27 protein-coding genes and 4 tRNA genes are annotated in these 24,689 nt (G+C 73.4%); 19 read left to right on the top strand and 12 right to left on the bottom strand.

All coding sequences use genetic code 11. From position 1 onward, the window contains the following. Positions 1-87 precede the first annotated feature (87 nt). Both ACLQ14_RS12640 and ACLQ14_RS12645 read left to right on the top strand, forming a co-directional pair. The gene (locus tag ACLQ14_RS12640) at positions 88-483 is read left to right on the top strand and encodes a hypothetical protein (protein WP_425813483.1); all 396 of its coding nucleotides are present in this window, start codon (positions 88-90) and stop codon (positions 481-483) included. 39 nt (positions 484-522) lie between these two features. Beyond that, positions 523-945: an organic hydroperoxide resistance protein gene (locus ACLQ14_RS12645; RefSeq protein ID WP_425813485.1), complete on the top strand. Its 423-nt coding sequence runs from the start codon at positions 523-525 to the stop codon at positions 943-945. A gap of 318 nt (positions 946-1,263) precedes the next feature. On the opposite strand, the gene ACLQ14_RS12650 is transcribed toward ACLQ14_RS12645, so the two are convergent. From ACLQ14_RS12650 to rarD, 3 genes are read right to left on the bottom strand one after another with little or no spacing between them, the layout of a single operon-like run. Continuing rightward, entirely contained in the window at positions 1,264-2,220 is a 957-nt protein-coding gene (locus tag ACLQ14_RS12650; RefSeq protein WP_425813487.1) for an NAD-dependent epimerase/dehydratase family protein, read from the bottom strand. A 1-nt stretch (position 2,221) separates the two neighbouring features. Further along, entirely contained in the window at positions 2,222-2,716 is a 495-nt protein-coding gene (locus ACLQ14_RS12655; RefSeq protein ID WP_425813489.1) for a YajQ family cyclic di-GMP-binding protein, read from the bottom strand. Positions 2,717-2,764: 48 nt separating this feature from the next. Then, on the bottom strand, positions 2,765-3,796 hold the full coding sequence (gene rarD, locus ACLQ14_RS12660; RefSeq protein WP_425813491.1) for an EamA family transporter RarD: 1,032 nt from the start codon (positions 3,794-3,796) through the stop codon (positions 2,765-2,767). A 67-nt stretch (positions 3,797-3,863) separates the two neighbouring features. Here rarD and ACLQ14_RS12665 point away from each other — a divergent pair. Beyond that, positions 3,864-3,945, top strand: a tRNA-Tyr gene (locus tag ACLQ14_RS12665). 23 nt (positions 3,946-3,968) lie between these two features. Here ACLQ14_RS12665 and ACLQ14_RS12670 read toward each other — a convergent pair. After that, on the bottom strand, positions 3,969-4,298 hold the full coding sequence (locus ACLQ14_RS12670; protein ID WP_425813493.1) for a hypothetical protein: 330 nt from the start codon (positions 4,296-4,298) through the stop codon (positions 3,969-3,971). Then, on the bottom strand, positions 4,295-4,582 hold the full coding sequence (locus tag ACLQ14_RS12675) for a hypothetical protein (RefSeq protein WP_425813495.1): 288 nt from the start codon (positions 4,580-4,582) through the stop codon (positions 4,295-4,297). Before ACLQ14_RS12675 ends, ACLQ14_RS12670 begins: the two co-directional genes overlap by 4 nt. A gap of 81 nt (positions 4,583-4,663) precedes the next feature. On the opposite strand from ACLQ14_RS12675, the gene ACLQ14_RS12680 reads away from it, so the two are divergent. The 5 genes from ACLQ14_RS12680 (at position 4,664) to ACLQ14_RS12700 (ending at position 6,151) form a co-directional block, all read left to right on the top strand. Then, a tRNA-Thr gene (locus ACLQ14_RS12680) sits at positions 4,664-4,735 on the top strand. A 62-nt stretch (positions 4,736-4,797) separates the two neighbouring features. Continuing rightward, positions 4,798-4,871: transfer RNA gene (locus ACLQ14_RS12685), tRNA-Met, on the top strand. A 158-nt stretch (positions 4,872-5,029) separates the two neighbouring features. Continuing rightward, on the top strand, positions 5,030-5,200 hold the full coding sequence (gene rpmG / locus ACLQ14_RS12690; protein WP_036953345.1) for a 50S ribosomal protein L33: 171 nt from the start codon (positions 5,030-5,032) through the stop codon (positions 5,198-5,200). Positions 5,201-5,264: 64 nt separating this feature from the next. After that, positions 5,265-5,729: an FAS1-like dehydratase domain-containing protein gene (locus ACLQ14_RS12695; protein WP_425813498.1), complete on the top strand. Its 465-nt coding sequence runs from the start codon at positions 5,265-5,267 to the stop codon at positions 5,727-5,729. Continuing rightward, entirely contained in the window at positions 5,726-6,151 is a 426-nt protein-coding gene (locus tag ACLQ14_RS12700) for a MaoC family dehydratase (RefSeq protein WP_425813500.1), read from the top strand. Before ACLQ14_RS12695 ends, ACLQ14_RS12700 begins: the two co-directional genes overlap by 4 nt. Before the next feature lie 57 nt (positions 6,152-6,208). Here ACLQ14_RS12700 and ACLQ14_RS12705 read toward each other — a convergent pair whose 3' ends face one another. Next, positions 6,209-7,318: a LacI family DNA-binding transcriptional regulator gene (locus ACLQ14_RS12705; protein ID WP_425813502.1), complete on the bottom strand. Its 1,110-nt coding sequence runs from the start codon at positions 7,316-7,318 to the stop codon at positions 6,209-6,211. A gap of 111 nt (positions 7,319-7,429) precedes the next feature. Between ACLQ14_RS12705 and ACLQ14_RS12710 the strand changes: the two genes are divergently transcribed. The 3 genes from ACLQ14_RS12710 to ACLQ14_RS12720 are packed head-to-tail and all read left to right on the top strand — an operon-like array spanning position 7,430 to position 11,424. Continuing rightward, positions 7,430-8,836, top strand: a complete 1,407-nt coding sequence (locus ACLQ14_RS12710; RefSeq protein ID WP_425813504.1) for an MFS transporter — start codon at positions 7,430-7,432, stop codon at positions 8,834-8,836. After that, entirely contained in the window at positions 8,833-10,155 is a 1,323-nt protein-coding gene (locus ACLQ14_RS12715) for an MFS transporter (RefSeq protein WP_425813506.1), read from the top strand. Before ACLQ14_RS12710 ends, ACLQ14_RS12715 begins: the two co-directional genes overlap by 4 nt. A 9-nt stretch (positions 10,156-10,164) precedes the next feature. Beyond that, positions 10,165-11,424 carry a UDP-N-acetylmuramate dehydrogenase gene (locus ACLQ14_RS12720; protein WP_425813508.1) on the top strand — a complete coding sequence of 420 codons (1,260 nt, stop codon included), beginning with the start codon at positions 10,165-10,167 and terminating at the stop codon, positions 11,422-11,424. Between the two features lie 21 nt (positions 11,425-11,445). Here the strand turns inward: ACLQ14_RS12720 and ACLQ14_RS12725 are convergent, their stop codons facing one another. The 6 genes from ACLQ14_RS12725 to ACLQ14_RS12750 form a co-directional block, all read right to left on the bottom strand. Further along, positions 11,446-12,495, bottom strand: coding sequence for a L,D-transpeptidase family protein (locus tag ACLQ14_RS12725; RefSeq protein ID WP_425813510.1), 1,050 nt, complete (start codon positions 12,493-12,495; stop codon positions 11,446-11,448). A gap of 132 nt (positions 12,496-12,627) precedes the next feature. After that, positions 12,628-13,032 (bottom strand): GntR family transcriptional regulator, encoded by a 405-nt coding sequence (locus ACLQ14_RS12730; RefSeq protein WP_425813512.1) that lies wholly within the window; start codon positions 13,030-13,032, stop codon positions 12,628-12,630. Next, positions 13,029-14,072 (bottom strand): adenosine deaminase, encoded by a 1,044-nt coding sequence (locus ACLQ14_RS12735; RefSeq protein WP_425813514.1) that lies wholly within the window; start codon positions 14,070-14,072, stop codon positions 13,029-13,031. The genes ACLQ14_RS12730 and ACLQ14_RS12735 overlap by 4 nt, the downstream gene beginning before the upstream one ends. A 37-nt stretch (positions 14,073-14,109) precedes the next feature. Further along, a complete protein-coding gene (locus ACLQ14_RS12740; RefSeq protein ID WP_425813516.1) occupies positions 14,110-15,465 on the bottom strand; it encodes an acyltransferase family protein in 1,356 nt (451 codons plus the stop codon). Position 15,466: 1 nt separating this feature from the next. Then, positions 15,467-17,821 (bottom strand): glycosyltransferase, encoded by a 2,355-nt coding sequence (locus ACLQ14_RS12745; protein WP_425813518.1) that lies wholly within the window; start codon positions 17,819-17,821, stop codon positions 15,467-15,469. A 179-nt stretch (positions 17,822-18,000) separates the two neighbouring features. Beyond that, complete coding sequence (locus tag ACLQ14_RS12750) at positions 18,001-18,513, bottom strand: EXPERA domain-containing protein (protein ID WP_425813520.1); 513 nt, start codon at positions 18,511-18,513, stop codon at positions 18,001-18,003. A 210-nt stretch (positions 18,514-18,723) separates the two neighbouring features. On the opposite strand from ACLQ14_RS12750, the gene ACLQ14_RS12755 reads away from it, so the two are divergent. The 8 genes from ACLQ14_RS12755 to ACLQ14_RS12790 all read left to right on the top strand — a co-directional run bounded on the left by ACLQ14_RS12755 (position 18,724) and on the right by ACLQ14_RS12790 (position 24,606). Continuing rightward, positions 18,724-18,796, top strand: a tRNA-Trp gene (locus ACLQ14_RS12755). Positions 18,797-18,847: 51 nt separating this feature from the next. Then, positions 18,848-19,120 carry a preprotein translocase subunit SecE gene (gene secE / locus ACLQ14_RS12760; RefSeq protein WP_425813522.1) on the top strand — a complete coding sequence of 91 codons (273 nt, stop codon included), beginning with the start codon at positions 18,848-18,850 and terminating at the stop codon, positions 19,118-19,120. Positions 19,121-19,192: 72 nt separating this feature from the next. Continuing rightward, the gene (nusG, locus tag ACLQ14_RS12765; RefSeq protein ID WP_425813524.1) at positions 19,193-20,032 is read left to right on the top strand and encodes a transcription termination/antitermination protein NusG; all 840 of its coding nucleotides are present in this window, start codon (positions 19,193-19,195) and stop codon (positions 20,030-20,032) included. 114 nt (positions 20,033-20,146) lie between these two features. Then, entirely contained in the window at positions 20,147-20,578 is a 432-nt protein-coding gene (rplK, locus tag ACLQ14_RS12770; protein WP_425813526.1) for a 50S ribosomal protein L11, read from the top strand. Between the two features lie 115 nt (positions 20,579-20,693). Next, positions 20,694-21,410 (top strand): 50S ribosomal protein L1, encoded by a 717-nt coding sequence (gene rplA, locus ACLQ14_RS12775; protein ID WP_425813528.1) that lies wholly within the window; start codon positions 20,694-20,696, stop codon positions 21,408-21,410. Between the two features lie 425 nt (positions 21,411-21,835). After that, on the top strand, positions 21,836-22,483 hold the full coding sequence (locus ACLQ14_RS12780) for an RNA polymerase sigma factor (protein ID WP_425813530.1): 648 nt from the start codon (positions 21,836-21,838) through the stop codon (positions 22,481-22,483). Continuing rightward, on the top strand, positions 22,480-22,965 hold the full coding sequence (locus tag ACLQ14_RS12785) for a carboxypeptidase-like regulatory domain-containing protein (protein ID WP_425813532.1): 486 nt from the start codon (positions 22,480-22,482) through the stop codon (positions 22,963-22,965). Before ACLQ14_RS12780 ends, ACLQ14_RS12785 begins: the two co-directional genes overlap by 4 nt. Positions 22,966-23,253: 288 nt before the next feature. After that, positions 23,254-24,606: a S8 family peptidase gene (locus tag ACLQ14_RS12790; RefSeq protein WP_425813534.1), complete on the top strand. Its 1,353-nt coding sequence runs from the start codon at positions 23,254-23,256 to the stop codon at positions 24,604-24,606. Positions 24,607-24,689 lie beyond the last annotated feature (83 nt).

Here is a 24,689-nt window from a genome sequence, read left to right on the forward strand (position 1 = left end):
GCGGCGCGTCGCCGGGCCCACAGCGACCCCACAGGCCGGCGAATTGCCGTGGTCCCCGGACAGCGCGCGCTGCTACGGTCCTGCGCCGTGGAAGAGCAGCACTGGGACGCGGCGACGCTGCGCGAGCTCGTGCGGCGCGTGGACACCTCGTGGCGCGGCGAGGACGTGCCCGACGACGAGCGCGCGGCGTTCCGGCGCCAGGTGCGGGCCCGCGTCGCGCCCGTCGTCCAGCGGCGGCTGCTGGAGTCCGTCGGCTCGCTCGTCGACGCGGACGGCATCGCGATCGTCGCGGACGCGCTGCTCGACGACGGGTGCAGCGAGGACGAGCACCGCTGGCTGCTCGTGTGCACCGACCCGTGGGCGTACCTCGCGGACTGGCTGGTCGCCGTCGTCGGCCGCACGTACCGTCGCGCCGACGGCACGCCCCGGTCGCGCGCGAAGGAGCTGCGGCGGCTCGAGAAGGCCCTGCGCTCGGAGGCCTGACGCGGGAAGCGAAGCGGTCCCGGAATGGTTCGTACAGGCATGGAGATCCTCTACACGGCATCCGCCCTGTCCACCGGCGACGGCCGCAACGGCCACGTCCGCACGTCCGACGCCACGCTCGACGCCGACCTCGCGATCCCGAAGGAGATGGGCGGCCCCGGCGGCGGCCTCAACCCGGAGGCGCTGTTCGCGGCCGGCTACGCGGCGTGCTTCCACTCGGCGCTGCGCGGCGTCGCGCGCTCGAAGGGGCTCACGCTCGCCGACGACTCGGTGACCGCCGAGGTCTCGATCGGCCCGAACGGGCAGGGGGGCTACGGGCTCGCCGTCGTCCTGAGCGTCGAGCTGCCCGGCCTGGCGCAGGACCAGGCCGACTCCCTGGTCGAGGCCGCCCACCAGGTGTGCCCGTACTCGAACGCCACGCGCGGCAACGTCGACGTGGAGCTTGACGTCACGGTCGGCTGACGCCGCGGTCCGGCCCGTGGCAGGGTCCCCCGGCCGGGGGACGTCGTTCCCCTGGCGGGGTGAGCCCTCGCGCGGCGAGGTCGCCGAGGGTCGAGGCATGAACACCTCGTCGACCACACTCGTCCACCGCCCCGCGCGAGGGGCCCCCGGGGTCTGGCGCCGTCTGCACGAGCCCGTCGTCGGCGTCCCTCGGTGGGCGCGGGTCGCGGCGCTGCTGGTCCCGCTCACCGTGCTGCCGTCGAGCCTCTGGCGGATCGCGGGCCTCACTCTCCACCTGCCGATCGTGGACGGAGCGGACGCCCCGGAGGCGCGCCTGGTTCACGCAGGCGTGAGCGCAGCCCAGGTGTCGCGGACCGTCTCCTCGACCGGCCGGCACCGCAGGCCCGCTGCGGCGGCACGGGACACGTCGGTGCTGATCAGGCCCTCGGTCTCCTGCGTGCGGGGGACCCAGCCGGGGAGCACGGCCCAGCGGTCCGTGCCGGACGCCTCGAGCTCCGCCCAGGAGCGCCAGCGGAGGCGAGCCGGCGCTCCGCTCGCCCGGATCGCGTGCTCGCCGGTAACGTCGACGACGGCGCCCAGCACCGAGGCCGTCGTCGCGTGGTCCTCGGGCGCGGCGACGTTCACGGGGCCCCGCACGTCGGAGCCCGGCGCGAGGGCGGTGAGCAGCCACGCGGCGAGGTCCCGCACGTCGACGAGGCGCCAGGGCTGGTCGCGCGCGCCCGGCGCGAGCAGCGGTCCGCCCCGGGCAGCGCGCCGGAGCCATACGGGGAGCCTCGGCGGGTCCTCGCCGGGGCCGACGACCAGGGCGCAGCGCGCCAGCAGCGCGCGGTCGCCGAGGACGTCCGTGACCGCGAGCTCCCCGCCGCGCTTCACCGCCCCGTAGGCCGCGTCCTCGACGGTCGCATCGTCCTGCGCGGGCTCCACGGTCGGGTGCGACTCGTCGAGCCCCACGGCGAGCGGGGGAGCGTAGACCGCCCGGCTCGAGACGTACCCGTAGCGGCCGACGACGTCCGCCAACGCGGATGCGGACGACCGGACGGCTCCCGGAGCGCCGGCCCACGTGTCCACGACGGCGTCCCAACCGCCGGTGGGTGCGGAGGCCGCCAGCCGGGCGACGTCGTCGGGCGCGGTGCGGTCCCCATGGAGTCGGCGGACCCCCGCGGGCACGGGCAGCAGACCGCGCGTGAAGGTCGTGACGTCGTCGCCCCGAGCGAGGCCGGCCTCGACGACCGCCTGCCCGACGAACCCCCCGCCGCCGAGGACGAGGAGCCGCACGTCAGCGGTAGTTGACGAACTGCAGCGCCACGTCGAGGTCGGCGCCCTTGAGCAGCGCGATGACGGCCTGCAGGTCGTCGCGCGACTTGCTGGTCACGCGGACCTCGTCGCCCGTGATCTGGGTCTTGACGGTCTTGGGCGCCTCGTCGCGGATGATCTTGGTGATCTTCTTCGCCTGGTCGCTCGCGATGCCCTCCTTGAGGGTCGCTTCGAGGCGGTACTCCTTGCCCGACGCCTTCGGCTCCTTGTCGCCCGCGTCGAGCGACTTGAGGGAGATCCCGCGCTTGATGAGCTTGGTCTCGAAGACGTCGAGGATCGCGAGGACGCGCTCCGAGGAGTTCGCGACCAGGACGATCTTCTCGCCGCTCCAGGCGATCGAGGCGCCCACGTTGCGGAAGTCGTAGCGCTGCGCGATCTCCTTGCCGGCCTGGTTGAGGGCGTTGTCGACCTCCTGACGGTCGACCTTGCTCACGACGTCGAACGACGAATCGGCCACGGTTGCTCCCTCGGGTAGCGGTCCGTGCGCGCCGGCGCGACGGACGGGTCAGGTGATCGGTTCCACCGTATCGGCTGGAGCGCCCTCGGCAGGCGCGGCGGGGGCGGTCGCCGCCCGGCGGCGGCGCGGGTCGGCGAGCCGCAGCGCCCGCGCCGCCCGCAGCCCGTCGGTCGTCAGGACGACGAGCGCCGCCCACACCAGGACGAAGCCGACCCACCGCGCGACGGGCATGGTCTCGTGGAACACCAGCAGCCCGACGAGGAACTGCAGCACGGGCGTCAGGTACTGCAGCAGCCCGACGACGCGCAGCGGCACCCGCCGGGCCGACGCCGCGAACAGCAGGAGCGGGACCGCGGTCACGACGCCCGCGGAAGCGAGCGCCAGCAGGTGGCCCGCGCCGTGCGACGTCATCGTGTTGGTGCCCTGGGCCTGCAGGTACACGAGGTAGCCGACGGCGAAGGGAGCGAGCACGAGGGTCTCCGCCGCGAGCCCGGGCGCCGCGGCGACCCGCCCACCGACCCGGTTCTTCACGAGGCTGTAGAGGCCGAACGAGAAGGCGAGCGCGAGCGACACCCACGGCACGTGGCCGACCCCCACGGTGAGCACGACGACGGCCACGATGCCGAGCCCGATCGCGACCCACTGGAGGGGCCGGAGCCGCTCGCGCAGCACCAGGACCGCCAGCAGCACCGTCACGACGGGGTTGATGAAGTAGCCGAGGGCCGCGTCCAGGACCCTGTCCTCGAGGACGGCCCAGACGTAGATGCTCCAGTTCACGGCGACGAGCACCGCACCGATGCCGAGCGTCGTCAGCAGCCGTGGGTCGCGCAGCACAGCCCGGAGCTGGGGGAACGACCGCGTCGCCAGCAGCAGGAGCAGGCAGAACACGAGCGACCACACGACGCGGTGCGCGATGATCTCGAGCGGCGCGGCGGGCTCGAGCAACGGGAAGTAGAGCGGCATCGCGCCCCAGAGGAGGTACGCCCCGAAGCCCGCCGCGAGCCCGCGACGGTGCTCGCGGCGGGCGTCGGTCTCGGCGGGCGTGGTCTGCGGGGGCGCGTCGGGGGCAGGGGGTGTCACCGTGCGAGCCTACGGCGGGGAACGGATTTCTCCGGAGCGCCCGCTCCGGGTATCGTTGCCTCGCCACGGCAGGTTGCCCGAGCGGCCAAAGGGAGCTGACTGTAAATCAGCCGTCATCGACTACGTGGGTTCGAATCCCTCACCTGCCACGCTCGCTCGAAGGCCCCGGACCTCACGGTCCGGGGCCTTCGTCGTCCTCGGGGCGCCCGGCGCGCCTCAGGCCGGCGGCTTCTCCCAGACCGACACGTGCGACGGGGCTCGTCGCGGTGAGCTCCGAGCGGTCGAAGCCGGCCCAGCGGTCGCGCAGCCCGAACCCGGCGAGCCGGGCCATGAGGTCGAGCTCGGCGGGCCACGTGTACCGGACGGAACCGAACGGGACGTAGCGCTCGCCGGCCGCGTTCCGGAAGCACGCCACCTGGCCTCCCTGCGTCGTGACGTTCGACACGGTGCTGAAGACGAGGTGCGCCACGCGGAACGTGCCCGGCGCCCGGGCCGTGGTCATGTCGCCGAGGGTGACGCCGACCGTCCCGCCGGGGTCCCGGGCCCGCAGCCGCGGCGCCATCGCCTCGGAGAGCTCGATCCCGTGCACGGGCACGCCGCGGGCGGGAGCGCCACGCGGCCGGTCCCGACGGCGAGCTCGAGGGCCGCGCCGTCGGCCGCGAGCCCTGCCAGCAGGTCGATCGTCGACCCCGGCACCTCGGGCGACGACCTGGTGGCGGAGTCGGCGTCGTAGGTCGCGGCGACGTCCTCGTCGACGTGGTGGGGCGGGTCCGCGGGCGTGGTCATGGTCCGTAAGCGGCACCGCCCGCGGCGGGGAAGGATACGGATTTCGCCGCAGGCCTCGCGTCTTGTAGAGTTTTCCGCGCTGCCCCCGTAGCTCAGTGGTAGAGCGCAGTCTTGGTAAGACTGAGGTCATGGGTCCGATTCCCATCGGGGGCTCTGTTGGTGCCGTACACGCGGCCGTGGGACCATAGGTCCTCCGGGCGCCGCGGTGCCCACGCGGCGGGGTAGCTCAGATGGTTAGAGCGCACGACTCATAATCGTGAGGTCGCGGGTTCGATCCCCGCCTCCGCTACCGCGGAACGGTGCGCTCGCGGCGACGTCGCGTCGCGTTCCTGTTCCTTCTGGTGGACGGGCCCTCGGGCTCGTGCCGCAGACCTGGTGGTACGACGGCCGGCGTCGTGCCCTGCACAGCACAAGCGCCTTCCGGGGGCGCGAGAGGTGGCACCAGCCATGGCCAGCAAGAGCCAAGACGTTCGCCCGAAGATCACGCTCGCCTGCGTGGACTGCAAGGAGCGGAACTACATCACCAAGAAGAACCGCCGCAACGACCCCGACCGGCTCGAGCTGGCGAAGTTCTGCCCGCGCTGCGGCAAGCACACCTCGCACCGCGAGACCCGCTGACCCTCGGTCGCGTCTCGTAGCACCCACCCGGCGGTGACCGTCGGCGACCCGCGAAGGAGCGCTCGTGCCCGTCAACCCGGAGTACGAAGGCCGTCAGTACCCACCGACCGCCCCGTACGCGGTCGGGCGTGAGAAGCTCCGCGAGTTCGCCGACGCCGTCGGATCCACCCACCCCGCGCACCACGATGTGGCCGTTGCGCGGGGTGCGGGCTATCCGGACGTCGTCGCGCCGCCCACGTTCGCCGTGGTCGTGGCGCAGCGCGCCGAGGCCCAGTACATCGAGGACGCGGGCGCGGGAATCGACTTCTCCCGCGTCGTCCATGCCGACGAGCGCTTCACCCACCACCGGCCCATCGTCGCGGGTGACGAGCTGGTGACCGTCCTGCACGTCGACTCCCTCCGGGAGCGCGCCGGCATCACGATGGTCAGCACGCGGTGCGAGATCTTCGCCGCCGACGCCGACGGGAACCCCGGCGAGCCCGTGTCGACCGTGCGGTCCACGCTCGCGGTCCGAGGGGAGGACGCATGAGCGCGCCCGTGCTCGCCGACCTCGAGGTCGGCCAGGAGATCGGCACCCGCGAGGTCGTGCTCGACCGTGCGCGCCTCGTCCGCTACGCCGGCGCGAGCGGCGACTTCAACCCCATCCACTGGAACGAGCGGTTCGCGACCGAGGTCGGCCTGCCCGGCGTCATCGCGCACGGCATGCTGTCCATGGGCGTGGCCGTGCCGCTCGTCGAGGAGTGGGCCGGCGACCCCGGGGCCGTGGTCGACTACCAGACTCGCTTCGCGCGCCCCGTCCCCGTGCCCGACCCGGGCACCGCAACCCTCACCGTGACCGGCGTCGTCGGCGCGCTCGACCCCGAGGCAGGGACCGCGCGGATCGACCTGACCGTTGCGCTCGACGGTGTGCGCGTCCTTGCCAAGACGCAGGCGGTCGTGCGGCTCCGCTGAGCTGCCCTGCGAGGTATACGGGGGCCCGACTACGTCGCGAGGTAGTGCGGTAGCGCGTCAGCGCGGGGCGGGGCCCGTCGTCGTGCCCACGACCAGCTCGACGGGCAGCAGGACGTCCTCGACCTCGTCGCCCGCGACCAGCTGGAGCGCCGAGCGCCCGAGCGCGGCGCCCTTCTCCTCGAACGGCTGGAGGACGCTCGTCAGCTGGACGTCCGCGCCGAGCCACGGGAGGTCGACGCCGTCGAACCCGGCCACGGACAGCTCGGTCGGCACGTCGATGCCGAGCTCGCGCGCGGCGAGCAGGACACCCGCGGCGAGCAGGTCGGACTGGGCGACGATCGCCGTCGGGCGCTCACCGGCAGGGACGTCGAGCAGGGCGCGTCCGGCGGTACGGCCGTGCTCGACGAGCGAGGCCTCGGTCTCCCAGACCGCCACCGGATGGATGCCCGCGTCGGCGAGCCCGTCGAGCCGGTTGCGCGTCGGCGTCTTCTCGACGTCGGCGAGGCGCGCGGCGTCGGCCGGACCGGTGCGCTCGGGGAACGCGACGGGCAGGGCGACGACGGCGACGCGCTCATGCCCGAGCTCGCGCAGGTGGCGTCCGAGCTCGGCCGCGCCCTGCCTGTCCTGGAGCCCGACGACGGGAGCGCCGGGCTTGGCGGTTCCCTCGCCGATCACGACGGGGATGCCGCGCCGGACGAGCGCGTCGTGCGTGGGGTCGTCGCGGCGCGCGCCCCAGACGAGGATCCCGACGTCCATCGCGGCGGACGCCACGAGGGGGTCGGCGGCGCCGTCGGTGGGAACCGCGGGGACGAGCAGGACACCGACGCCGTGCGTGCCCAGCTCGGAGACGAGGCCGTCGAGGACCTTGATCGAGACGGGGTCGCGGAAGGTGCGGGAGACGTGGTCGCCGATGACGACCCCGACGATCCCGGACCGGCCGGACCGCAGCTGCCGGCCGAGCGGGGAGGGGCCGGTGTAGCCGAGGTCGGCCGCGGCGGCGAGGACCCGGTCACGGGTGGCGTCGGCGATGGGGCCGGAGCCGGAGAACGCCAGCGACGCGGTCGACACGGAGACGCCGGCCAGCGCGGCGACCTCGGAGAGGGTCGTCCGACCGTTCTTCGTGCCCTCGTGCGGGGCGCTCGTGCCTGGCTGCGGGTTCGTCGGCAACAGGTTCCTCCGGCGGGTCGCGGCGCGGGGCGCCCTGGTCTGCGGCGTCGGGACCGCCCGAGGGCCTGATCCGGTTGACGTCGCGGCCAGCGTACCCGCACAATCGACCCCATGCCTCGAAACGATTCGAAGAGCGGTCGTGGCATGCCGTTCGAATCGTTTCGATCGCGGCATGCCGCGCCCGACCAGCTCTGGCGCCCGCGCCTCGGCCTGCTCGGCCTCTTCCTCCTCATGGGCCTGACCTTCTCGAGCTGGCTCGCGCGCATCCCGACGGTCAAGGCCGAGCTCGGCATCAGCACCGCCGAGCTGGGCCTGGTGCTGCTCGCCGGGTCGGTCGGTGCCCTCGCGACCGTCGCCGTCGCGGGGGCCGTGGTCGAGCGGGTCGGAGGCAGGGCTGCGCTGTCCGCCGCGGCCGTCGTCGGCGCGCTCGCGCTCGTCCTCCTCGGGCTCGGCCCGACTACCGGCTCCGTCGCCGTGCTGACGGTCGGCGTGCTCCTCAACGGCGTGGCGTTCGCGCTCGCCAACGTGCCGCAGAACGTCGAGACCGCCGGTGTCGAGCGGCGCCTCGGCCGCACCGTCATCCCGCAGTTCCACGCGGCGTTCTCCGTCGGCGCCGTGGCCGGCTCGCTCCTCGGTGCCGCGTGCGCGGCAGCGGGCGTCCCGCTGCTCGCCCAGTTCGGCGTCACGGCCGTCCTCGCGACCGTGTGGCGGTTCCTCACCTTCCCCGTCGTGGTCCACGACACGCGCACGCCCTCGCCGGTCCCTGCGGCGGCCGTGCTGCCCCCGGACGACGACGCCCGGCCCACCCGCCGCGCGCGGCTCGCGGGCTCGCTCGGCGCCTGGCGCGAGCCCCGCACCCTGCTGGTCGGGCTCGTGATCCTCGCCGCGGCGCTCTCGGAGGGCTCGGCGAACGACTGGCTGTCGCTCGCCGTCGTCGACGGCTTCGGCCGCACCGAGGCGGTCGGCGGCGTGGTCTTCGGGACGTTCGTCGCCGCGATGACGGTCGTGCGCATCGCCGGGACCCGGCTCATCGACCGCTACGGTCGGGTCCGCGTGCTGCGGGTCTCGGGCGTGGTGTCGCTCGCGGGCCTGCTCGCGTTCGGTCTCGCGCCGTCGTTCCCGCTCGCCGTCGTCGGCGTAGTGGCGTGGGGGACGGGAGCCGCGCTCGCCGTGCCGATCGGCATCGCCGCCGCCTCGGACGACCCGCTCCGTGCGGCGGGCCGCGTGTCGGTCGTGTCCTCGTTCTCCTCGCTCGCCAGCATCGCCGCGCCGCCGCTGCTCGGCCTGGCGGCAGAGGGCATCGGCGCGCGACACGCACTCGTCCTCATCACGTTCGCGATGGTCCTGAGCGTCTGCCTGGCAGCCCAGGTCGCGCCGCTCCGTCGTGGGGCGCCCGCCCGCCCGACCCCCGCTAGCCTGGCCGAGGCGCGGACCGGCGGGCCCACGGACGCCGCGGACCACCCCGTCCTGCCCGATCTCGTGCCACCCGCACGTCTGCCCGAGGAGGTTCTCTCGTGAGCCAGCCCCGCCCCGACCCGACGAGCGCCGCCGACGGCGCGCCCACCGACGCACGGATCGCTCGCGCGTCCTGGGCGGTGTTCCTGGTGTTCACGCTGAACGGCTTCGCGTTCGCGAGCTGGGCCTCGCGCCTGCCGACCGTGCGCGACCGCCTCGACCTCGAGCCCAACCAGATGGGGCTGCTGCTGCTGTTCTCCGCGATCGGGTCGATCTGCGCGCTGCCGCTCGCGGGCCTCGTCGTGGACCGGCTGGGGTCGCGCCGCGCCGTCGAGACCTTCGCGGGGGTGGCCGCCGCGGGTCTGCTCGTGGTCGCGCTGGCCGTCGCGCAGGAGAGCGTGGGCATCGCCCGCGTCGGCCTGTTCGTCTCGGGCGTCGGCATCGGCGTCTGGGACGCGTCCATGAACCTGCAGGGCGCGCACGTCGAGCAGCGGCTCGGCAAGGCGATCATGCCGCGGTTCCACGCGGGCTTCTCCTTCGGCACGGTGGCGGGTGCGGGTTTCGGCGCCGTGTTCGCCGCGCTGCACGTGCCCGTGCCCCTGCACCTGACGATCGCCGTCGTCGTCGCTCTCGTCGGCGTCCTCGTCGCGGTCAGGCTGTTCCTGCCCGACCCCGTCCACGAGCACGAGCCCGTGCTCCGGCGCGCGGACACGACCGGCGACCCGGCGGACTCGTTCCCGGCGGGGGAGCCCGGGACGGCCGACGCCGGCGCCCGCCGACGCCGCGCGCTGCAGGCATGGACCGAGCCGCGCACGCTCATGATCGGTCTCGTCGTGCTCGGCGCCGCGCTCACGGAGGGGGCGGCGAACGACTGGGTCTCGCTCGCGACCGTCGACGGCTTCGGCACGAGCGACTCGATCGGCGCCGTCGCGCTCGGTGTCTTCCTCGTCGCGATGACGGCGATGCGTCTGCTCGGCACGGGCCTGCTGGACCGGTTCGGTCGGGTCGCGGTGCTCCGGCTGCTCGCCGCGTCGGCCCTGCTCGGCGTGCTCGCGTTCGCGCTCCTGCCGCACCTGGTCGGCGCGCTCGTCGGCGTGGCGCTGTGGGGCGTGGGGGCGGCGCTGGGCTTCCCCGTCGGCATCTCGGCGGCGTCCGACGACCCGCGCCGCGCCGCGGCCCGCGTGAGCGTCGTGACGACGATCGGCTACTCGGCGTTCTTCGTCGGCCCGCCGCTGATCGGGTTCATCGCGCACCACGTCGGCTACCGGCACGCGCTGCTGTTCGTCGGCATCCCCATCGCGCTCGGGCTCGTGGTCATGAACGCGGTGCGCCCCCTGCCCGGCGCCGTCGGGCAGGGCACGGAGCCGAATCCGGCACCGTAGGCTGGTCGGGTGCCCGACTCGCCCGCCGCCGTCCCGCCCGCAGAGGCACCCGCCCTCACCTCGCCCGAGACCCAGCCGACGCTCGCCGACCTGACGACGCTCCGCGTCGGGGGGGACGTCGACACGTACGTCGAGGTGTCGTCCGAGCGTGAGCTTATCGACGTCGTCCGCGCCGCCGACGACGCGGGCGAGCCCCTGCTCGTGCTCGGGGGCGGCTCGAACCTCCTCGTCGCGGACGAGGGGTTCAGCGGGGTCGTCGTGCGCGACGTGCGCTCCGGCCTGCGCGTCGAGTCGGAGGACACGTGCGGCGGCGCCAGCATGAGCGGCCCGGCCGGGCACTCCTGGGACGACGTCGTCGTGCAGGCGATCGACGCCGGCTGGGTGGGCGTGGAGGCGCTGTCGGGCATCCCCGGGACCCTCGGCGCCGCGCCCGTGCAGAACGTCGGGGCCTACGGGCAGGAGGTCGCGGGCGTGATCTCGACGGTCCGCGTCTGGGACCGCGGCGAGTCGCGCGTCCGGACGTTCGCGAACGGCGAGCTGGGCTTCGGCTACCGCACCTCCAGGCTCAAGCGCTCGATGCACCTCGGGCTCGCCGGCTACGCCGGACCGGGCGGGCTCGGCGTCCCCGAGGAGGACCCGCGCGCGCCCTGGTACCCGTCCCCGCGGTACGTCGTCCTGGACGTGTCGATGCAGCTCCGGCTCGGCACGCTGTCCGCGCCCGTCGCCTACGCCGAGCTGGCGCGCCGGCTCGGCGTCGCGGTGGGGGACCGGGCCCCGGGAGCCGACGTGCGCGCCGCCGTCCTCGAGCTGCGGGGCGGCAAGGGCATGCTGCTCGACCCCGCGGTGCAGGACGGCCGCATCGTCGGCCGCCCGGACCACGACCGCTGGAGCGCGGGGTCGTTCTTCACGAATCCGATCGTCCCTGCCTCGGTGGTGGACGAGCTCCCTGAGGGCGCGCCCCGGTTCGAGGTGCGCAGCCCGCTTCCCGCGGTGAGCACCGGCCCGAGCCTCGGGGCCGTCGACCCGACCCTCGTCAAGACCTCGGCCGCGTGGCTCATCGAGCACGCGGGCTTCGGCAAGGGCTTCGGCGTCGCGGGCGACGCGAGCCCCGCGCGCCTGTCGACGCGGCACACGCTGGCCCTCACGAACCGGGGCGGCGCGACCGCGGCCGACCTCGTGGCGCTCGCGCGGACCGTGCGGGACGGCGTCCTGCAGCGGTTCGGGATCGAGCTCGAGCCGGAGCCCGTGCTGGTGGGCGTCAGCCTCTGAGCCAGCGCTCGGGCGGGGTGCTCAGGCGTAGACGGTGACGGTGGTGCCCTGCGGCGCCTTGCCCGTCGACCAGACCCAGTCCATCGCCGGGTTCGAGATGCGCACGCAGCCGTGCGACGCCGGGTACGGGGGGACGTCGAAGCCGAGCCCGTGCAGCGCGATGCCGCCGTTGAAGAACTTCGGCCGCCACATGGTGCCGAGGCCGAGGTTCGACGTGTACATGCCGTCGTACTGGCGGCCCATCCGGTACGTGCCGGTCGGCGTGTGCGCGATGTACTGGTGGCCGTTCTTGCTCGTGAACGGCTTCCCGCTGCCCGACGACGCGTTGAGGATCGTGCTCACGTGGCCGTCGTCGACGATCAGCACGAGCTGCTTGCCGAGGTCGACCTCGATGACGTGACCGTGGTGCGAGCGTGCGGTCGGACGGACGCCTCGGTCGATCGCCTTCTGGGTGTTCTTGCCGACGAGGCCGTCGCGCTGCAGACCGGCCGCCTTCTGCACGGCCCACACGGCCTGCAGGGTGGAGGGCCCGAACGCGCCGTCGACGGACGGCAGCCAGTACCCGAGCGAGACGAGCCGCTGCTGGAGCTCCTTGACCCGGGCTCCGTGGTCGCCGGAGCGCAGCTCCGTGTGCTCGGTGCTCTTCGGCTTGTCGTTCTTGGGCTTGTCGTCGCCCGAGTCCGTCGCGTTGCCGGTCGTGCCGTCCTTGGCGTCGTCCGCGGCCTTCGACGTCGGGGTGCCCGACGGCGTGGGCGTCGGCGACGCGGCCGCGTGCGTCGGGCTCGGGGTGCTCCCGGTCGTCGCGGACGCGTCCGGGGTGGCGGTACCGCTCGACGTCGGGGAGCTCGTCGGCGTGCCCGTGGGCGAGCCGGTCGTCGTGCCGTCGGGGTCGGACGTCGTCGGGGCGGCGGACACGACGACGGGCGCCTGCGGCGTGGGGCTGCCCGTGCCGCACGCAGTCGCCGTCAAGGCGACCGCGAGCCCCGCGGCGCCGAGCGCCAGCAGCCGGGTGCGTCGAGATGAGCGTCCGGACGCGCGACCGGACCGAGTGTGCGACGTGACTGGCACCATGCCCCCCTCCTGAGCGCCGACGCACGCCGTCAGCGCGCCGGAGCACCCATTGTTGCGGCTGGGGTGCCCGACCCGTCGCCGTTTGCGCGGCCCGGGGCGATGTGGCGTCCAAATCGTTACTGAACGTTCGCGTCAGTCGCCCTGCGCGTCCACGGGCGGTGTGCCGGGCCCGAGCAGTGCGCCGCGCACCGCGTCGAGCGCGGCGTCGTCGTCGAGCCCCGCGCCGCGCGCGACCGCGACGAAGTCCTCCGCCGCCCGGCGCACCCGCGTGCTCGACGCCAGCGCCGTGTCCGCGACGACGGTGCCGGCGCGCCGGCGGGTCACGACGACGCCGTCCGACTCGAGCTCGCGGTAGGCGCGTGCGACGGTGCCCGCCGCGAGACCGAGGTCGGCGGCGAGCGTGCGGATCGGGGGGAGCTTGTCGCCCGGACCGAGGCGTCCCTCCTCGACGTCGGCCAGGACCTGGAGCCTGAGCTGCTCGAAGGCAGGCGTCGGCGACGCCGGGTCGACGCTGAGACGCTGCTGGTAGGCGCTCACGGGCGCTCCTCTCGTGGTGCGGGGTCTGCGGCGAGCCACGCGCCCACCCCCGCCAGCAGTCGCCGCCGGGTGGCGTCCGACGCGCGGCTCGCGCGGATCGACGCGCGGGCGAGCTCGGCCAGCGCTTCGTCGTCGAAGCCGTGGACCCGACGGGCGGTCTCGTACTGGTCGACCAGGCGGGACCGGAACAGCAGCGGGTCGTCGGCGCCGAGCGCCACCGTCGCGCCCGCCCGCACGAGCGACGGGAGCGGCACGTCACCCAGGTTCTCGTAGACCCCGAGCGACACGTTCGACGCGGGGCAGACCTCGAGCGCGACGCCCGCCTCGACGAGCTCCGCGAGCAGCCGCGGGTCCTCGGCGGACCGCACGCCGTGGCCGAGCCGGTCGGGGTGCAGCGCGTCCACGACCTGGCTCACGTGCGCCGGACCGAGCAGCTCCCCGCCGTGCGGGACGGACGCGAGGCCGGCGTCCGCGGCGATCCGGAACGCGTGCGCGAACTCCTGCGTGTCGCCGCGGCGCTCGTCGTTCGACAGCCCGAACCCGACGACCTCGCCCGGCCCGTCGCCCGCGTACCGGGCGGCGAGGCGGGCGAGCGTGCGTGCGTCGAGCGGGTGCTTCAGCCGGGACGCCGCGACGACGACCGCGACCTCGAGCCCGTGCCGCGCCGACGCCTCGCGCGCGGCGTCGAGGACCAGCTCGACGGCGGGCGTGATACCCCCGAGGAACGGCGCGTACGACGTCGGGTCGACCTGGATCTCGAGCCGCCCCGACCCCTCTGCGGCGTCGTCCTGCGCCGCCTCGTCGACGATCCGCCGCATGTCGTCGCCGGACCGCACGCACGCGCGGGCGGCGTCGTAGAGGCGCTGGAAGCGGAACCAGCCGCGCTCGGTCGAGGGCACGCGCAGCGGGTCGGCGTCGAGCAGCGCGGGCGGCAGCCGCACGCGGTACCGCTCGGCGAGGTCGAGCAGGGTCGACGGCCGCATGGAGCCCGTGAAGTGCAGGTGCAGGTGGGCCTTGGGGAGGGCGGCGAGGTCGCGCACCCGGGCAGTCTCGCACCTGGAGCGGTCCCGCGGCCTCTCAGCCCCGGCCCTCCTCCTCGGGCGCGAACAGCCGCGCGCTCGGGTAGAAGCTGCGCTTGGCACCGTCGCGCGTCCGTAGCAGGCGCAGACGGCCCACCGGGTACTCGATCGCCCAGTAGCTCAGCCAGCCGACCGGCACGGCGACGAGGAGGAGCACGAGCGCGACGAACGGGAAGGCGGACTGCGCGTGGTCGAGCCGCCCGTGCGCGTCGAGGTAGAGGAGCACCGGCTCGTGCCACAGGTAGACCGAGTACGAGATCAGGCCGCACCACACGAGGACGGACGACGACATCGCGCGTCGCCAGCGCGCCGTCGTCGGGGCCAGGACCGACGACGCCAGCAGCAGCACGAACCCGACGGTCGACAGCTGCTGCCACCACAGCGACGACTCCGCGGAGTCGGTCCGGATGACGCAGCCCCACGCGAGCAGCGCGAACGCGCCGAGCCGCAGGGCCCACAGCGCGCGGGGCGGCAGGGGCTGGGCGGCGTGGCCGGCGTTCCACCCGATCATCGCGAGCGCCAGGATCATGCCGCCGACGAAGATCGACCCCTTCGCGAGCGGGTTGTACCAGACCTCGTAGTGCGTCGAGGGGACGTGCGTGACGAGCGCCCAGCCCTGGTAGGCGAGCGAGGCGACGCCGACGGCGACCACGGGAGCCCAGACGAGCGCGCGTCGGACCCGCGGCGTGCGCTCGTGCGCCCGGACGCGCCCGTACACGGCGAGCAGGACCACGAGGAAGGCGTAGAAGAACACCTCGACGGCGAGCGACCACGCGGGCCCGATCGTGTAGAAGATCCGGTTCCGGTCGAAGATCTGCGTGAAGGTGAGGTGCTCGACGAGGTCCTGCCAGTTCCCGGGCAGGGTCGGGTTCCGGTAGGCCCACACGACGAGGATCGCGACCCAGTACAGCGGCAGGATCCGCAGGGCGCGCCGGGTCGCGAACAGGGACCAGGAGCCGGGGTCCTGCCCGGCGAGGACCTTCCGGGCGATCGGCAGGAACAGCAGGAACGCCGACAGCACGAGGAACATGCTCACGAGGCCGTCGAGGTTGAGGAGCACGTGGTAGCCCCAGGTGTCCTGGTACGCGTACGACGAGGTCGTGCCGGCGCGGCAGAACTGGTACGCGTGGAAGACGACGATGCCGACGGCGGCGAGGCCGCGGTAGCCCTCGAGGTCCTCGAAGCGCGTGCCGGTGTTGCCGGGGACGGCGCGCTGCCGGTCGATGCGCGGCGGGGCGTCGCTGACGGGCAGGGCTGCGGAGGGGTCGCGCAGGACGCTGTCCTCCAGGCGCGGCGCGGGTTGCGGCTCGTCGGGGACGAGGCGCCGGGTGACGGGCAGGTCGGGGGAGGTCATGTCAGGCCGCCTTCGCCGGGACGGGGAGCGGGCCGACGGCCGCGCTCGGGACGACGCGCACGTCGCGCGGGGTGACTCGCCAGACGCGCTCGCGGGTGAGCTCCTTGACGTGCGCGATGCGCGTCAGGGCGCTCTTGAACTCGGTGTAGACCATCGCCCAGAGCAGGTAGCGCCAGAACCACGACCGGTGCGCCCGGACGGACGGTTCCCCGAGCACGTACGCCATGAGCGTCTGCAGCGGCCCGACGAGCGTGGTGGCGAGGGAGGTGAGGACGAACAGCGAGATGAACCAGCTCTTCGAGCCGCCGACGCCGTGGGTGATCGCGAACACGAGGATCGGCAGGACCTGCAGCGAGATCCACGGGTAGACCTCCCGCCAGCCCAGCAGGTACGTCGCGCCGAGCTTCTGCCGCAGCGTGAGCCGCGGGGACGCGAGCAGCGTGCGCAGGTGGGCGACGGACACCTGGAGCCAGCCCTGTGCCCAGCGCAGCCGCTGCGCGGTGAGCTGCGGGACCGTCGTCGTCGCGAGCTCGTAGGACGTGAGCCGCGGGTCGGACGCGAGCCTCGCCCCGGACTCCAGCGCCCGCATCGACGCGTCGATGTCCTCGGTCAGCATCCGGGGACGCATCCGGACGGCCCGGAGCACGTCGGTCCGCCAGAACCCGTTCGAGCCGCCGAAGATCCCGAACCCGTGGAGCCGGGCGCGGCCCGGGTGCGAGACCGCGTAGATCGACTCGAACTCGACCGCGACGACGCTCGCGAGGCCCGACGCGTCGCCGTTGCGGACCACGCAGTGCCCCTGCACGACGTCGTAGCCCGCGCCGATCCAGCGCACCGCCCGCTGGAAGCCGCCCTGCCCGGGGTGGTGGTCGGCGTCGAACAAGCCCACGACCTCGCCCGTGACGACCTGCAGCGCGGCGTTGACGTTCTGCGCCTTCGACGTCGACCCCTCGACGCGCAGCAGCTCGACGCGCGGGTCGGCGGCCGCGATGGCGCGGAGGGCGTCCTCGACGGGCAGGTCCTGCGGGGTGTTGTACGCGAGCACCACCTGGAGCTCGCCGGGGTAGTCGAGGCGGCGGAACGCCGCGATCGTCGACTCGATGGTCGCCGACTCGTTCGGCAGATAGGCGGCGATCACCGCGCTCACGCGCGGCCAGGTCTCGGGTTCGGGGACGCCGGCGAGCGGGTCCTCCTGCACCGCGAGCATGCTCTCGGCCACGATGGCGACGGTCGTCACCACGAGCGCCGCTACCACGAGCGGGTAGGTCAGGTTGGTGAGGTCGAGGCCGGCGCGGTCGAACGCGACGTACGCGAGGTAGGGCACGACCGTCCCGACGGCGAACGTGCCGACCGCCTGCCACGCCAGCCGGACCCCGGGGCGCCGGGTCCACGCGAGCGTGCGGCCGACGTCGTCGCGCACGCGTCGGGTGGCCTCGCCCACCACGTGCACGACGGCGGCCGCGAGGGTCGTGCTGGCAGGCCCGGCCGGTGCCTCGGGCGGGTCCGGCTCGCCGAGGAGCGCGCGGACCTGGACGTCCGTGAGGACGTCGGGGGCCTTGGTCGGCTCGAGGTCGAGCCGTGTGGCCGACGCGTCGGCGCCGGCGAGTGCGCCGGCGAGCGCCGCACGGGCCCCGCGACGCAGCGACGCGTACCCGAGCAGCGGCGTCAGGGACAGCGCGTCCGCCTGCGGCTCGCCCGCGACGTCGCTGCCGTACCGCCGCCGCGCGAGCATGACGCCGAGCCCTTCGAGGCGCCGCGACACCCGGCCGACGCGCTGCCGGTCGAGGACCACGACGAGGTCCCGGGACGGCGTGAAGCCGACCGGGTGGACGCCGGGCAGGTCGTCGTCGACGCACCGGAGCAGGTGGTCGGCGAGCCGGTCGGCGACCGCCGGGCCGTACCGCTGCGCGATGCGCGCCATCTCGAACGCCCGCACCACCAGGACCACCCAGCGCGAGCCGAGCTGGCCGGGCCCGTCACCGTCCGCGACGAACGGCTCGATCGCCGCGACGAGCTCGGTGGGGCTCGCAGCGTCCTCGGCCCGCGGGTGCGGCGCGGCCGGGAGCTCGGGGGCCCGGCGGAGCACGTGCGCGACGACGTGCGCGGGATCCTCGAGGGCGGTCGCGCCGACGACGTCCACGCCCCTGCCGAGCCCGACGTCGTCGTTCCACAGGTCGACGGCGGTGTGGGGGTCGGCCACCACGAGCGAAGGATGGCGGGGGAGCGGCGGCGCGTCGGGCGCGTCGTCCGCCCGTGCGGCCGCTGGGAAGCCGAGCGTGCGGAGCCGCCGGGCGGCGGCGCTCGCGAGCGCTCGGTCGGACAGGTCGATCAGGATTGGCGTGCGCGCACGGCTCATGGCGGTCCTCTTCGCGTCGGTCCCGTCGGGGTGATGCTCGACGGTGAGCCGACTCGACGCCGTTGGCGCAGCGGTGGTGCGTGCCTCCCAGCGTGGCCGTGCCGCGTTACTGCAGGGTTTCAGGCAGGCAAACGTTGGGCCGTGGTCGCAGTTTCACCCGCACTGCGAGGAGGCGCTGCTCAGAAGCGCCGGGTGAACGGGTCCGGCTTGCGCATCCGGACCAGGAGCAGCAGGGGCAGGAGGACGTACGGCAGGTTGAACGCCAGGAACTTCCCCGGGCGCGGGGTGACCCAGGCGGCTTCCCCGAAGAGCTCGACGCCGAAGATGACGATCCCGGTCAGCGTGACGATCATGGTCGCGTAGATCACGGCGGGGAGCTGGATCCACTCCCACCCCCGGACGAGCGCGATCACGAGCAGCACGTAGAACGGCAGGTACACGAACGCCGACAGGCCCGTGCAGATCCGCATCCAGGTGGGCGGGTGCATGAACAGCGGGTCGGTGTCGTGCGCGTACCAGTAGTTGCTGTTGACGATCGGGTTGGACGACGGGCGCGAGATGTCCACGCCCAGCGTCGGCAGCATGTCGCTGATGATCGACGTGACCGTGAACGCGGTGAACACGAGCGCGAAGCCGATGTCGACGGGGCGCTCGCGCAGCGGCAGCGCCCGGATCCCGGTGTCGGAGGACATGTGCGCATGCTGCCACCGGGGACGGGTTCGACCCACCGCGCGGCGTCGCGTAGAGTGGTTCCCCGGTGGTTGACTTCCGCCATGCTGAGCCGTGCCCGAGGGTGCGAGACGCATGATCCGGACGTGCCCCGTGAATCCCTCGTCGGAGGTGCTTCTCGGAGTGCGCCCCGGGGAGGGCGTCGGGGTCGGTGGGTGGAGGGAAGTCCACGAAGGGCAGTGGCGCAATTGGTAGCGCAGCGGTCTCCAAAACCGCAGGTTGCAGGTTCGAGTCCTGTCTGCCCTGCACGACGCACGAGGTGCGTGTCCGTCGTTGGACCTGACAGTTGGGAACGAAGTGAGCGAATCGCCGTCGGAGTCCGTGAGCGCCAACAGCGCCCCGGCTGCGAAGAAGCGTTCGGCGTCGTCCGACAAGCGCGGGTTCTTCGGCCGGATCGCCCTGTTCGTGCGACAGGTCGTCGCCGAGCTCAAGAAGGTCCACACGCCGACTCGCTCGGAGCTCTTCACGTACACGGCCGTGGTCATCGTCTTCGTGGCGGCGATCATGGCGTTCGTGACGCTGCTGGACTTCGGCATCGGCAAGCTCGTGCTGTGGGTGTTCGGCGACTGACGCCAGCACCTCTCAACTGAAGCCCAGCCCTTTACGCCGTCGCCGGCAACGCCAACGAAAGCAGGTTCGCTCGTGTCCCAGGAGTCGCAGGACCACGCGGAGGAGCTCTCCCCCTTCGCCGACGCCGCGTCCGACGTCACGCCCGACGCTGCACCGGAGGTCCCCGCCGAGGAGACGCCGGACGAGGCGCCCGAGGCTGACGCGGCCGCCGAGGCCGAGACGGTCGACGAGACCGACGCGCCCGAGGCGGAGGACGAGGACGCGCCCGAGGGCGACGTGGCTCCTGAGGCGGAGGACGCCGAGGAGGACCCGGTCGAGGCCTTCAAGCGCGAGCTGCGGACGCAGCTGGGGGACTGGTACGTCATCCACTCGTACGCCGGCTACGAGAACCGGGTGAAGACGAACCTCGAGACCCGCATCCAGAGCCTCAACATGGAGGACTACATCTTCCAGATCGAGGTGCCCATGGAAGAGGTCACCGAGATCAAGAACGCGCAGAAGAAGACGGTGCGGCGCGTGCGCATCCCGGGCTACGTGCTCGTGCGCATGGACCTCACCGACGAGTCGTGGGGCGCGGTGCGCCACACGCCCGGCGTGACGGGCTTCGTGGGCCACACCCACCAGCCGGTCCCGCTGACGTCGGACGAGGTCTTCTCGATGCTGGCCCCGTCGCTCCTGCCGAAGCCCGAGGCCGGCACGCGTGCCACCGGCGGCGGCGCCCAGGCCGCGGCCCCGATCGCGGTCGACTTCGAGGTCGGCGAGTCCGTGACCGTCACCGACGGCCCGTTCGACACGCTGCCCGCCACGATCTCCGAGATCAACGTCGAGAGCCAGAAGCTCAAGGTTCTCGTCTCCATCTTCGGCCGGGAGACCCCGGTCGAGCTGTCGTTCAACCAGGTCGCCAAGATCTGATCCCGCAGCCCGTCGGGCCGGTCCACGACCGGCGGCCGACGGGCGCGACGACAGCGCTGCAACCGGGTCATCGCCCACGGCGTCGGCCCACGAACAGAAAGCGAGGAGTGCGACATGCCTCCCAAGAAGAAGGTCTCCGGCCTCATCAAGCTCCAGATCCAGGCCGGCGCCGCGACGCCTGCCCCGCCGATCGGCCCCGCGCTGGGTCAGCACGGCGTGAACATCATGGAGTTCTGCAAGGCCTACAACGCGGCGACCGAGTCGCAGCGTGGCAACGTGATCCCCGTCGAGATCACGGTGTACGAGGACCGCTCGTTCACGTTCATCACCAAGACCCCGCCGGCCGCGGAGCTCATCAAGAAGGCCGCGGGCGTCGACAAGGGCTCGAGCACCCCGCACTCGGTCAAGGTCGCGACGATCACCGCCGACCAGGTCCGCGAGATCGCGCAGACCAAGCTCGAGGACCTCAACGCCAACGACGTCGACGCCGCGTCGAAGATCATCGCCGGCACCGCGCGCTCGATGGGCATCACCGTCAAGGGCTGACGCCCTGACACGCCGCGGCCCCGCCGAGCGGGGCCGCGGAGCACGCAGAACAACAGTGGGAGGGCCAGCCGGGAGACCGGGGCCCGACCGACCACGACTGCAAGGAGAAGCAGCAATGGCTCAGCACAGCAAGGCGTACCGCACCGCAGCCGAGAAGATCGACCGCGACCGCCTGTACGCGCCCCTCGAGGCCGTCCGCCTCGCCAAGGAGACGTCCAGCACCAAGTACGACGCGACCGTCGAGGTTGCGTTCCGGCTCGGTGTCGACCCGCGCAAGGCGGACCAGATGGTCCGTGGCACGGTGAACCTCCCGCACGGCACCGGCAAGACGGCCCGCGTCCTCGTGTTCGCGAACGGCGAGAAGGCCGAGCAGGCCCGCGCCGCCGGTGCGGACATCGTCGGTGGCGACGAGCTCATCGACGAGGTCGCGAAGGGCCGCACGGACTTCGACGCCGCCGTCGCGACGCCGGACCTCATGGGCAAGGTCGGCCGCCTCGGCCGCGTGCTCGGCCCGCGCGGCCTCATGCCGAACCCCAAGACCGGCACGGTGACCATGGACGTCGCCAAGGCGGTCGAGGAGATCAAGGGCGGCAAGATCGAGTTCCGCGTCGACAAGCACGGGAACCTCCACTTCATCATCGGCAAGGTGTCGTTCTCTGACGAGCAGCTCGTCGAGAACTACGGCGCCGCGCTCGACGAGGTCCTGCGCCTCAAGCCGTCGTCCTCGAAGGGCCGCTACATCACCAAGGCGACCATCACGACGACGATGGGCCCCGGCATCCCGCTCGACCAGAGCCGGACGACCAAGCTCCTCGAGGAGGACGCCGCCTGATCCAGGCCGGCTGACTCGCCCGACGACGAACGGCGCGACCCCTGCGGGGGCCGCGCCGTTCGTCGTTCCCGTGTGCCCGGCGCCGTTCGCCGATGGTGACGCATCGTTCGCCGATGGTGACGTCCGGTTTGCCGCCGTGGTGTGACCCAGATCACTCCGCCGCGCCGTATCACCGGCGCGCGCAGGCGCTCTCGCCTTGGTGGGGGACGGGCGCCCCGCGGCAGAGGGGAGCGGGGCACCCGTCCAGCAGGCTCATACGGACCGGCGCCGGCGCCGAGGAGAGAAGGAAAGGCGGTCGTGGGATGGACAAAGATCGCCCGCTCGTTCCTCGCCGTCAGGACGCGGCGCTCGTAGAATCGTCGAATCCGCAGGTCAGCGTCGATCTGGGCGGAGAACCGACCGGACCGGGAGGCGTCGGCAGCACGATGGCGGACAGCAGGCACGAGACCGTGCGGGATCCCGACGACGTCACGCTCGGCGACCGTGCCGCGCACGCCGTGCTCGAGTACCGCGAGGGTCGGCCGGCCGCGCTCGAGGCGGTCGTCCGCGAGATGACGCCCCTGCTCTGGCACACCGTGCGGGCCCAGGGCGTCGAGCCCCAGGCCGCGGACGACGTCGTGCAGGACACCTGGGTCGCGCTCGTCCGGCACATCGACACCATCGCGGAGCCGCACGCGGTCCTGAAGTGGCTGCTCGTGACGGCGAGGCGGGGCGCGTGGGAGGCCGTGCGCCGTCGGCGGCGGGACGAGCAGCACCGCACCGAGCTCCACGACGGACCGGACCCGGAGGGCGGCGCCCACCGCGAGGTGGCCTCGAACGAGCCGGCGCCCGACGCCGTCGCGGCCGTCAACGACCGCGACCGCACGCTCTGGACCGTGTTCCTGGACCTGCCGGCCCGCTGCCGCGAGCTGCTGCGGCTCGTCTCGCTCGCGGACCGCCCCGACTACAAGTTCATCTCCGAGGCCATCGGCATGCCGGTCGGCAGCATCGGAGCGACGCGAGGCCGCTGCCTCGCCAAGCTGCGCACGCTTCTCGACGAGAGCGGCGCCGACGACACCTGGAGGCACGCATGAGCACGCCGTACTCGCCCGACGAGCCGTTCGACGCGTCCGATGCGGCGGTCCTCGCCGCGCTCGGCCGGGTCGCGCTGCTGGCGGACCCCGTGCCCTCCGACCTGGTCGAGCGGTCGCTGTTCGCCATGACGCTGGCCGCGCTCGAGACCGAGCTCATGACGCTCGAGCGCGTCCGCGAGTCCGCGGGGGTCCGGGCCGCCGACACGGCTCCGACCCAGGCGCGGACCATCACGTTCACCTCGACGTCCCGGACCGTCATGATCACCGTCGCGCCCGGGGTCGACGGCGTGCGCATCGACGGGTGGATCGCGCCGACGGGAGAGATCGACATCGAGCTACGCCGACCGGACGGCGCGGTCCTCACGACGCGGACCGACGAGGACGGCCGGTTCTCGTTCGACGCCGTCGCCCCGGGGCCGGCGAGCCTCGTCGCCCGCCCCGGCGACGGGCCTGCCGTGAGCACGCCGGTCATCGAGCTCTGAGGGCGGCACCTGCCGCCGGGTGCGGACGCGCGTCGCGCTCGCACCACGAAGCACGCAGCACAACCGCAGTCGACGGCGCGGTGAGCGCCGTCCCGAACGAGAGGCACCACCGTGAGCGAGATCCCGCCCGACCCCGGAGCGACCGGGGACCAGGCCGGCCCGGCCCCGCGTACCCTGCGCGACCACGACGGCGTCGTCCACGAGGTCCGTGACCTCGACCCCGTCCGTGCGCGCATCCGGCGTCCGCGGCGGGTCGCACCGACGCGGTACGTCGCGGACCGGCTGATCGTGCGGACCGCCCCGGGCGGTGCGGCCGACGACGCGCTCGTCGTCGCCGTGCGGGAGGCGGCGGGGCGTCGGGGTCTGGACGTTCGGCTGACCGAGGCGCCGGTCGCGGAGGCTCGCGAGACCACCCCGCGCCAGGGCGTGGTGGTACATGTCGCGGGTGACGGCGCGGACGCGTGGGACCTGCTGGACGAGGTCGCCGAGGGAGTCGGCGCGCCGGACGACGCGGTGCGGATCGGCCTCGACCACGTGCTGCTAGGGCACCGAAACAAGCCAGGGCTCGGAGTACCGGGTGCGCGGCTGGTTGCTGAGTCTGTCGGGGCGGCTCCGCGGCGGGAACTCGTCGATGGCGCCACGGTCTGGTTTGCCGAGAACGGAACCCGGCGGCCAGTCGTCGCGATTGCCGACACAGGGGTGGGACAGCACCCGTGGTTCGATGCGCCTCGCCGGGTGGTGGCGCGCGGAGTGCTCCTCGACGGGGCGCCGATCGGCACCTACGACGACCGCGAGCCCGACGGTGACGCTCGCCCCGGCAGCACCGCCGAAGGGGTGCTCGGTGAGTACTCCGGGCACGGGACCTTCATCGCGGGTGTGATCCACCAGGTCTGCCCCGACGCCGCGATCCTGCCGGTGCGGGTTACCGGTCCGACCGGCGAGTCGACAGAGTGGGACGTGGCCCGGAGCCTCGAGCGACTGCTCGACTTCCACCTCCGCGGTGTTGCCGGGGACGAAGCATGTGCCGTGGTCGACGTCGTAGTACTGCCGCTCGGGTACTACCCGGAGGAGCTCGAAGGGGACGACTATGAAGGTGTCCTCCGGGGCATCCTCCGGGACCTTCGGGAGGCTGGCATCCTGGTGGTCGTCTCGGCGGGCAACGACGGCTCCGGAAGGCCCGTGTTCCCGGCTGCCTGGGCGCCCCGCGTGCGACGGGTCCCAGGTGGACCGGTGGTTCCGGAACGGCAGTCCGACCTCGTCGCCGCCTATACCCCGTTGCTGACCGTCACGGCCTCCAACCCCAACGGAACCCTGGCGGACTTCGCCAACGACGGGCCCTGGGTCACCGCAGTCCGTCCTGGGGCGAGCGTGCTGAGCACGATGCCCACGACCTTCGACGGTCCTGAGGTGCCGCGCTCTCGGACGGCGGACGGTCTCCGCGAGTCGGTCGACCCGGACGACTTCCGTGGAGGCTTCGCTCTCTGGAGCGGCACTTCATTTGCCGCTCCGGTACTGGCTGGACAACTTGCCCAGGCGCTGCTCGACTTGCCCTCGAGCGGCGACACGGCGCGAGTCAGCCTGGCGTGGAATGCTGTGGCTGCTGTGGGCGACCTGTATGCGGAGGTGTCGCCCGCGTCCTGACGTAGAGCGGAGGCGGTCGGTGTGTCGAGCCAGAAGTGGTCCGACTACGCCGGCCGCCTTGATCGTGCCCGCGAACTCAGCGT

Source organism: Luteimicrobium sp. DT211 (assembly GCF_049844995.1).
GTDB lineage: Bacteria > Actinomycetota > Actinomycetes > Actinomycetales > Cellulomonadaceae > Luteimicrobium.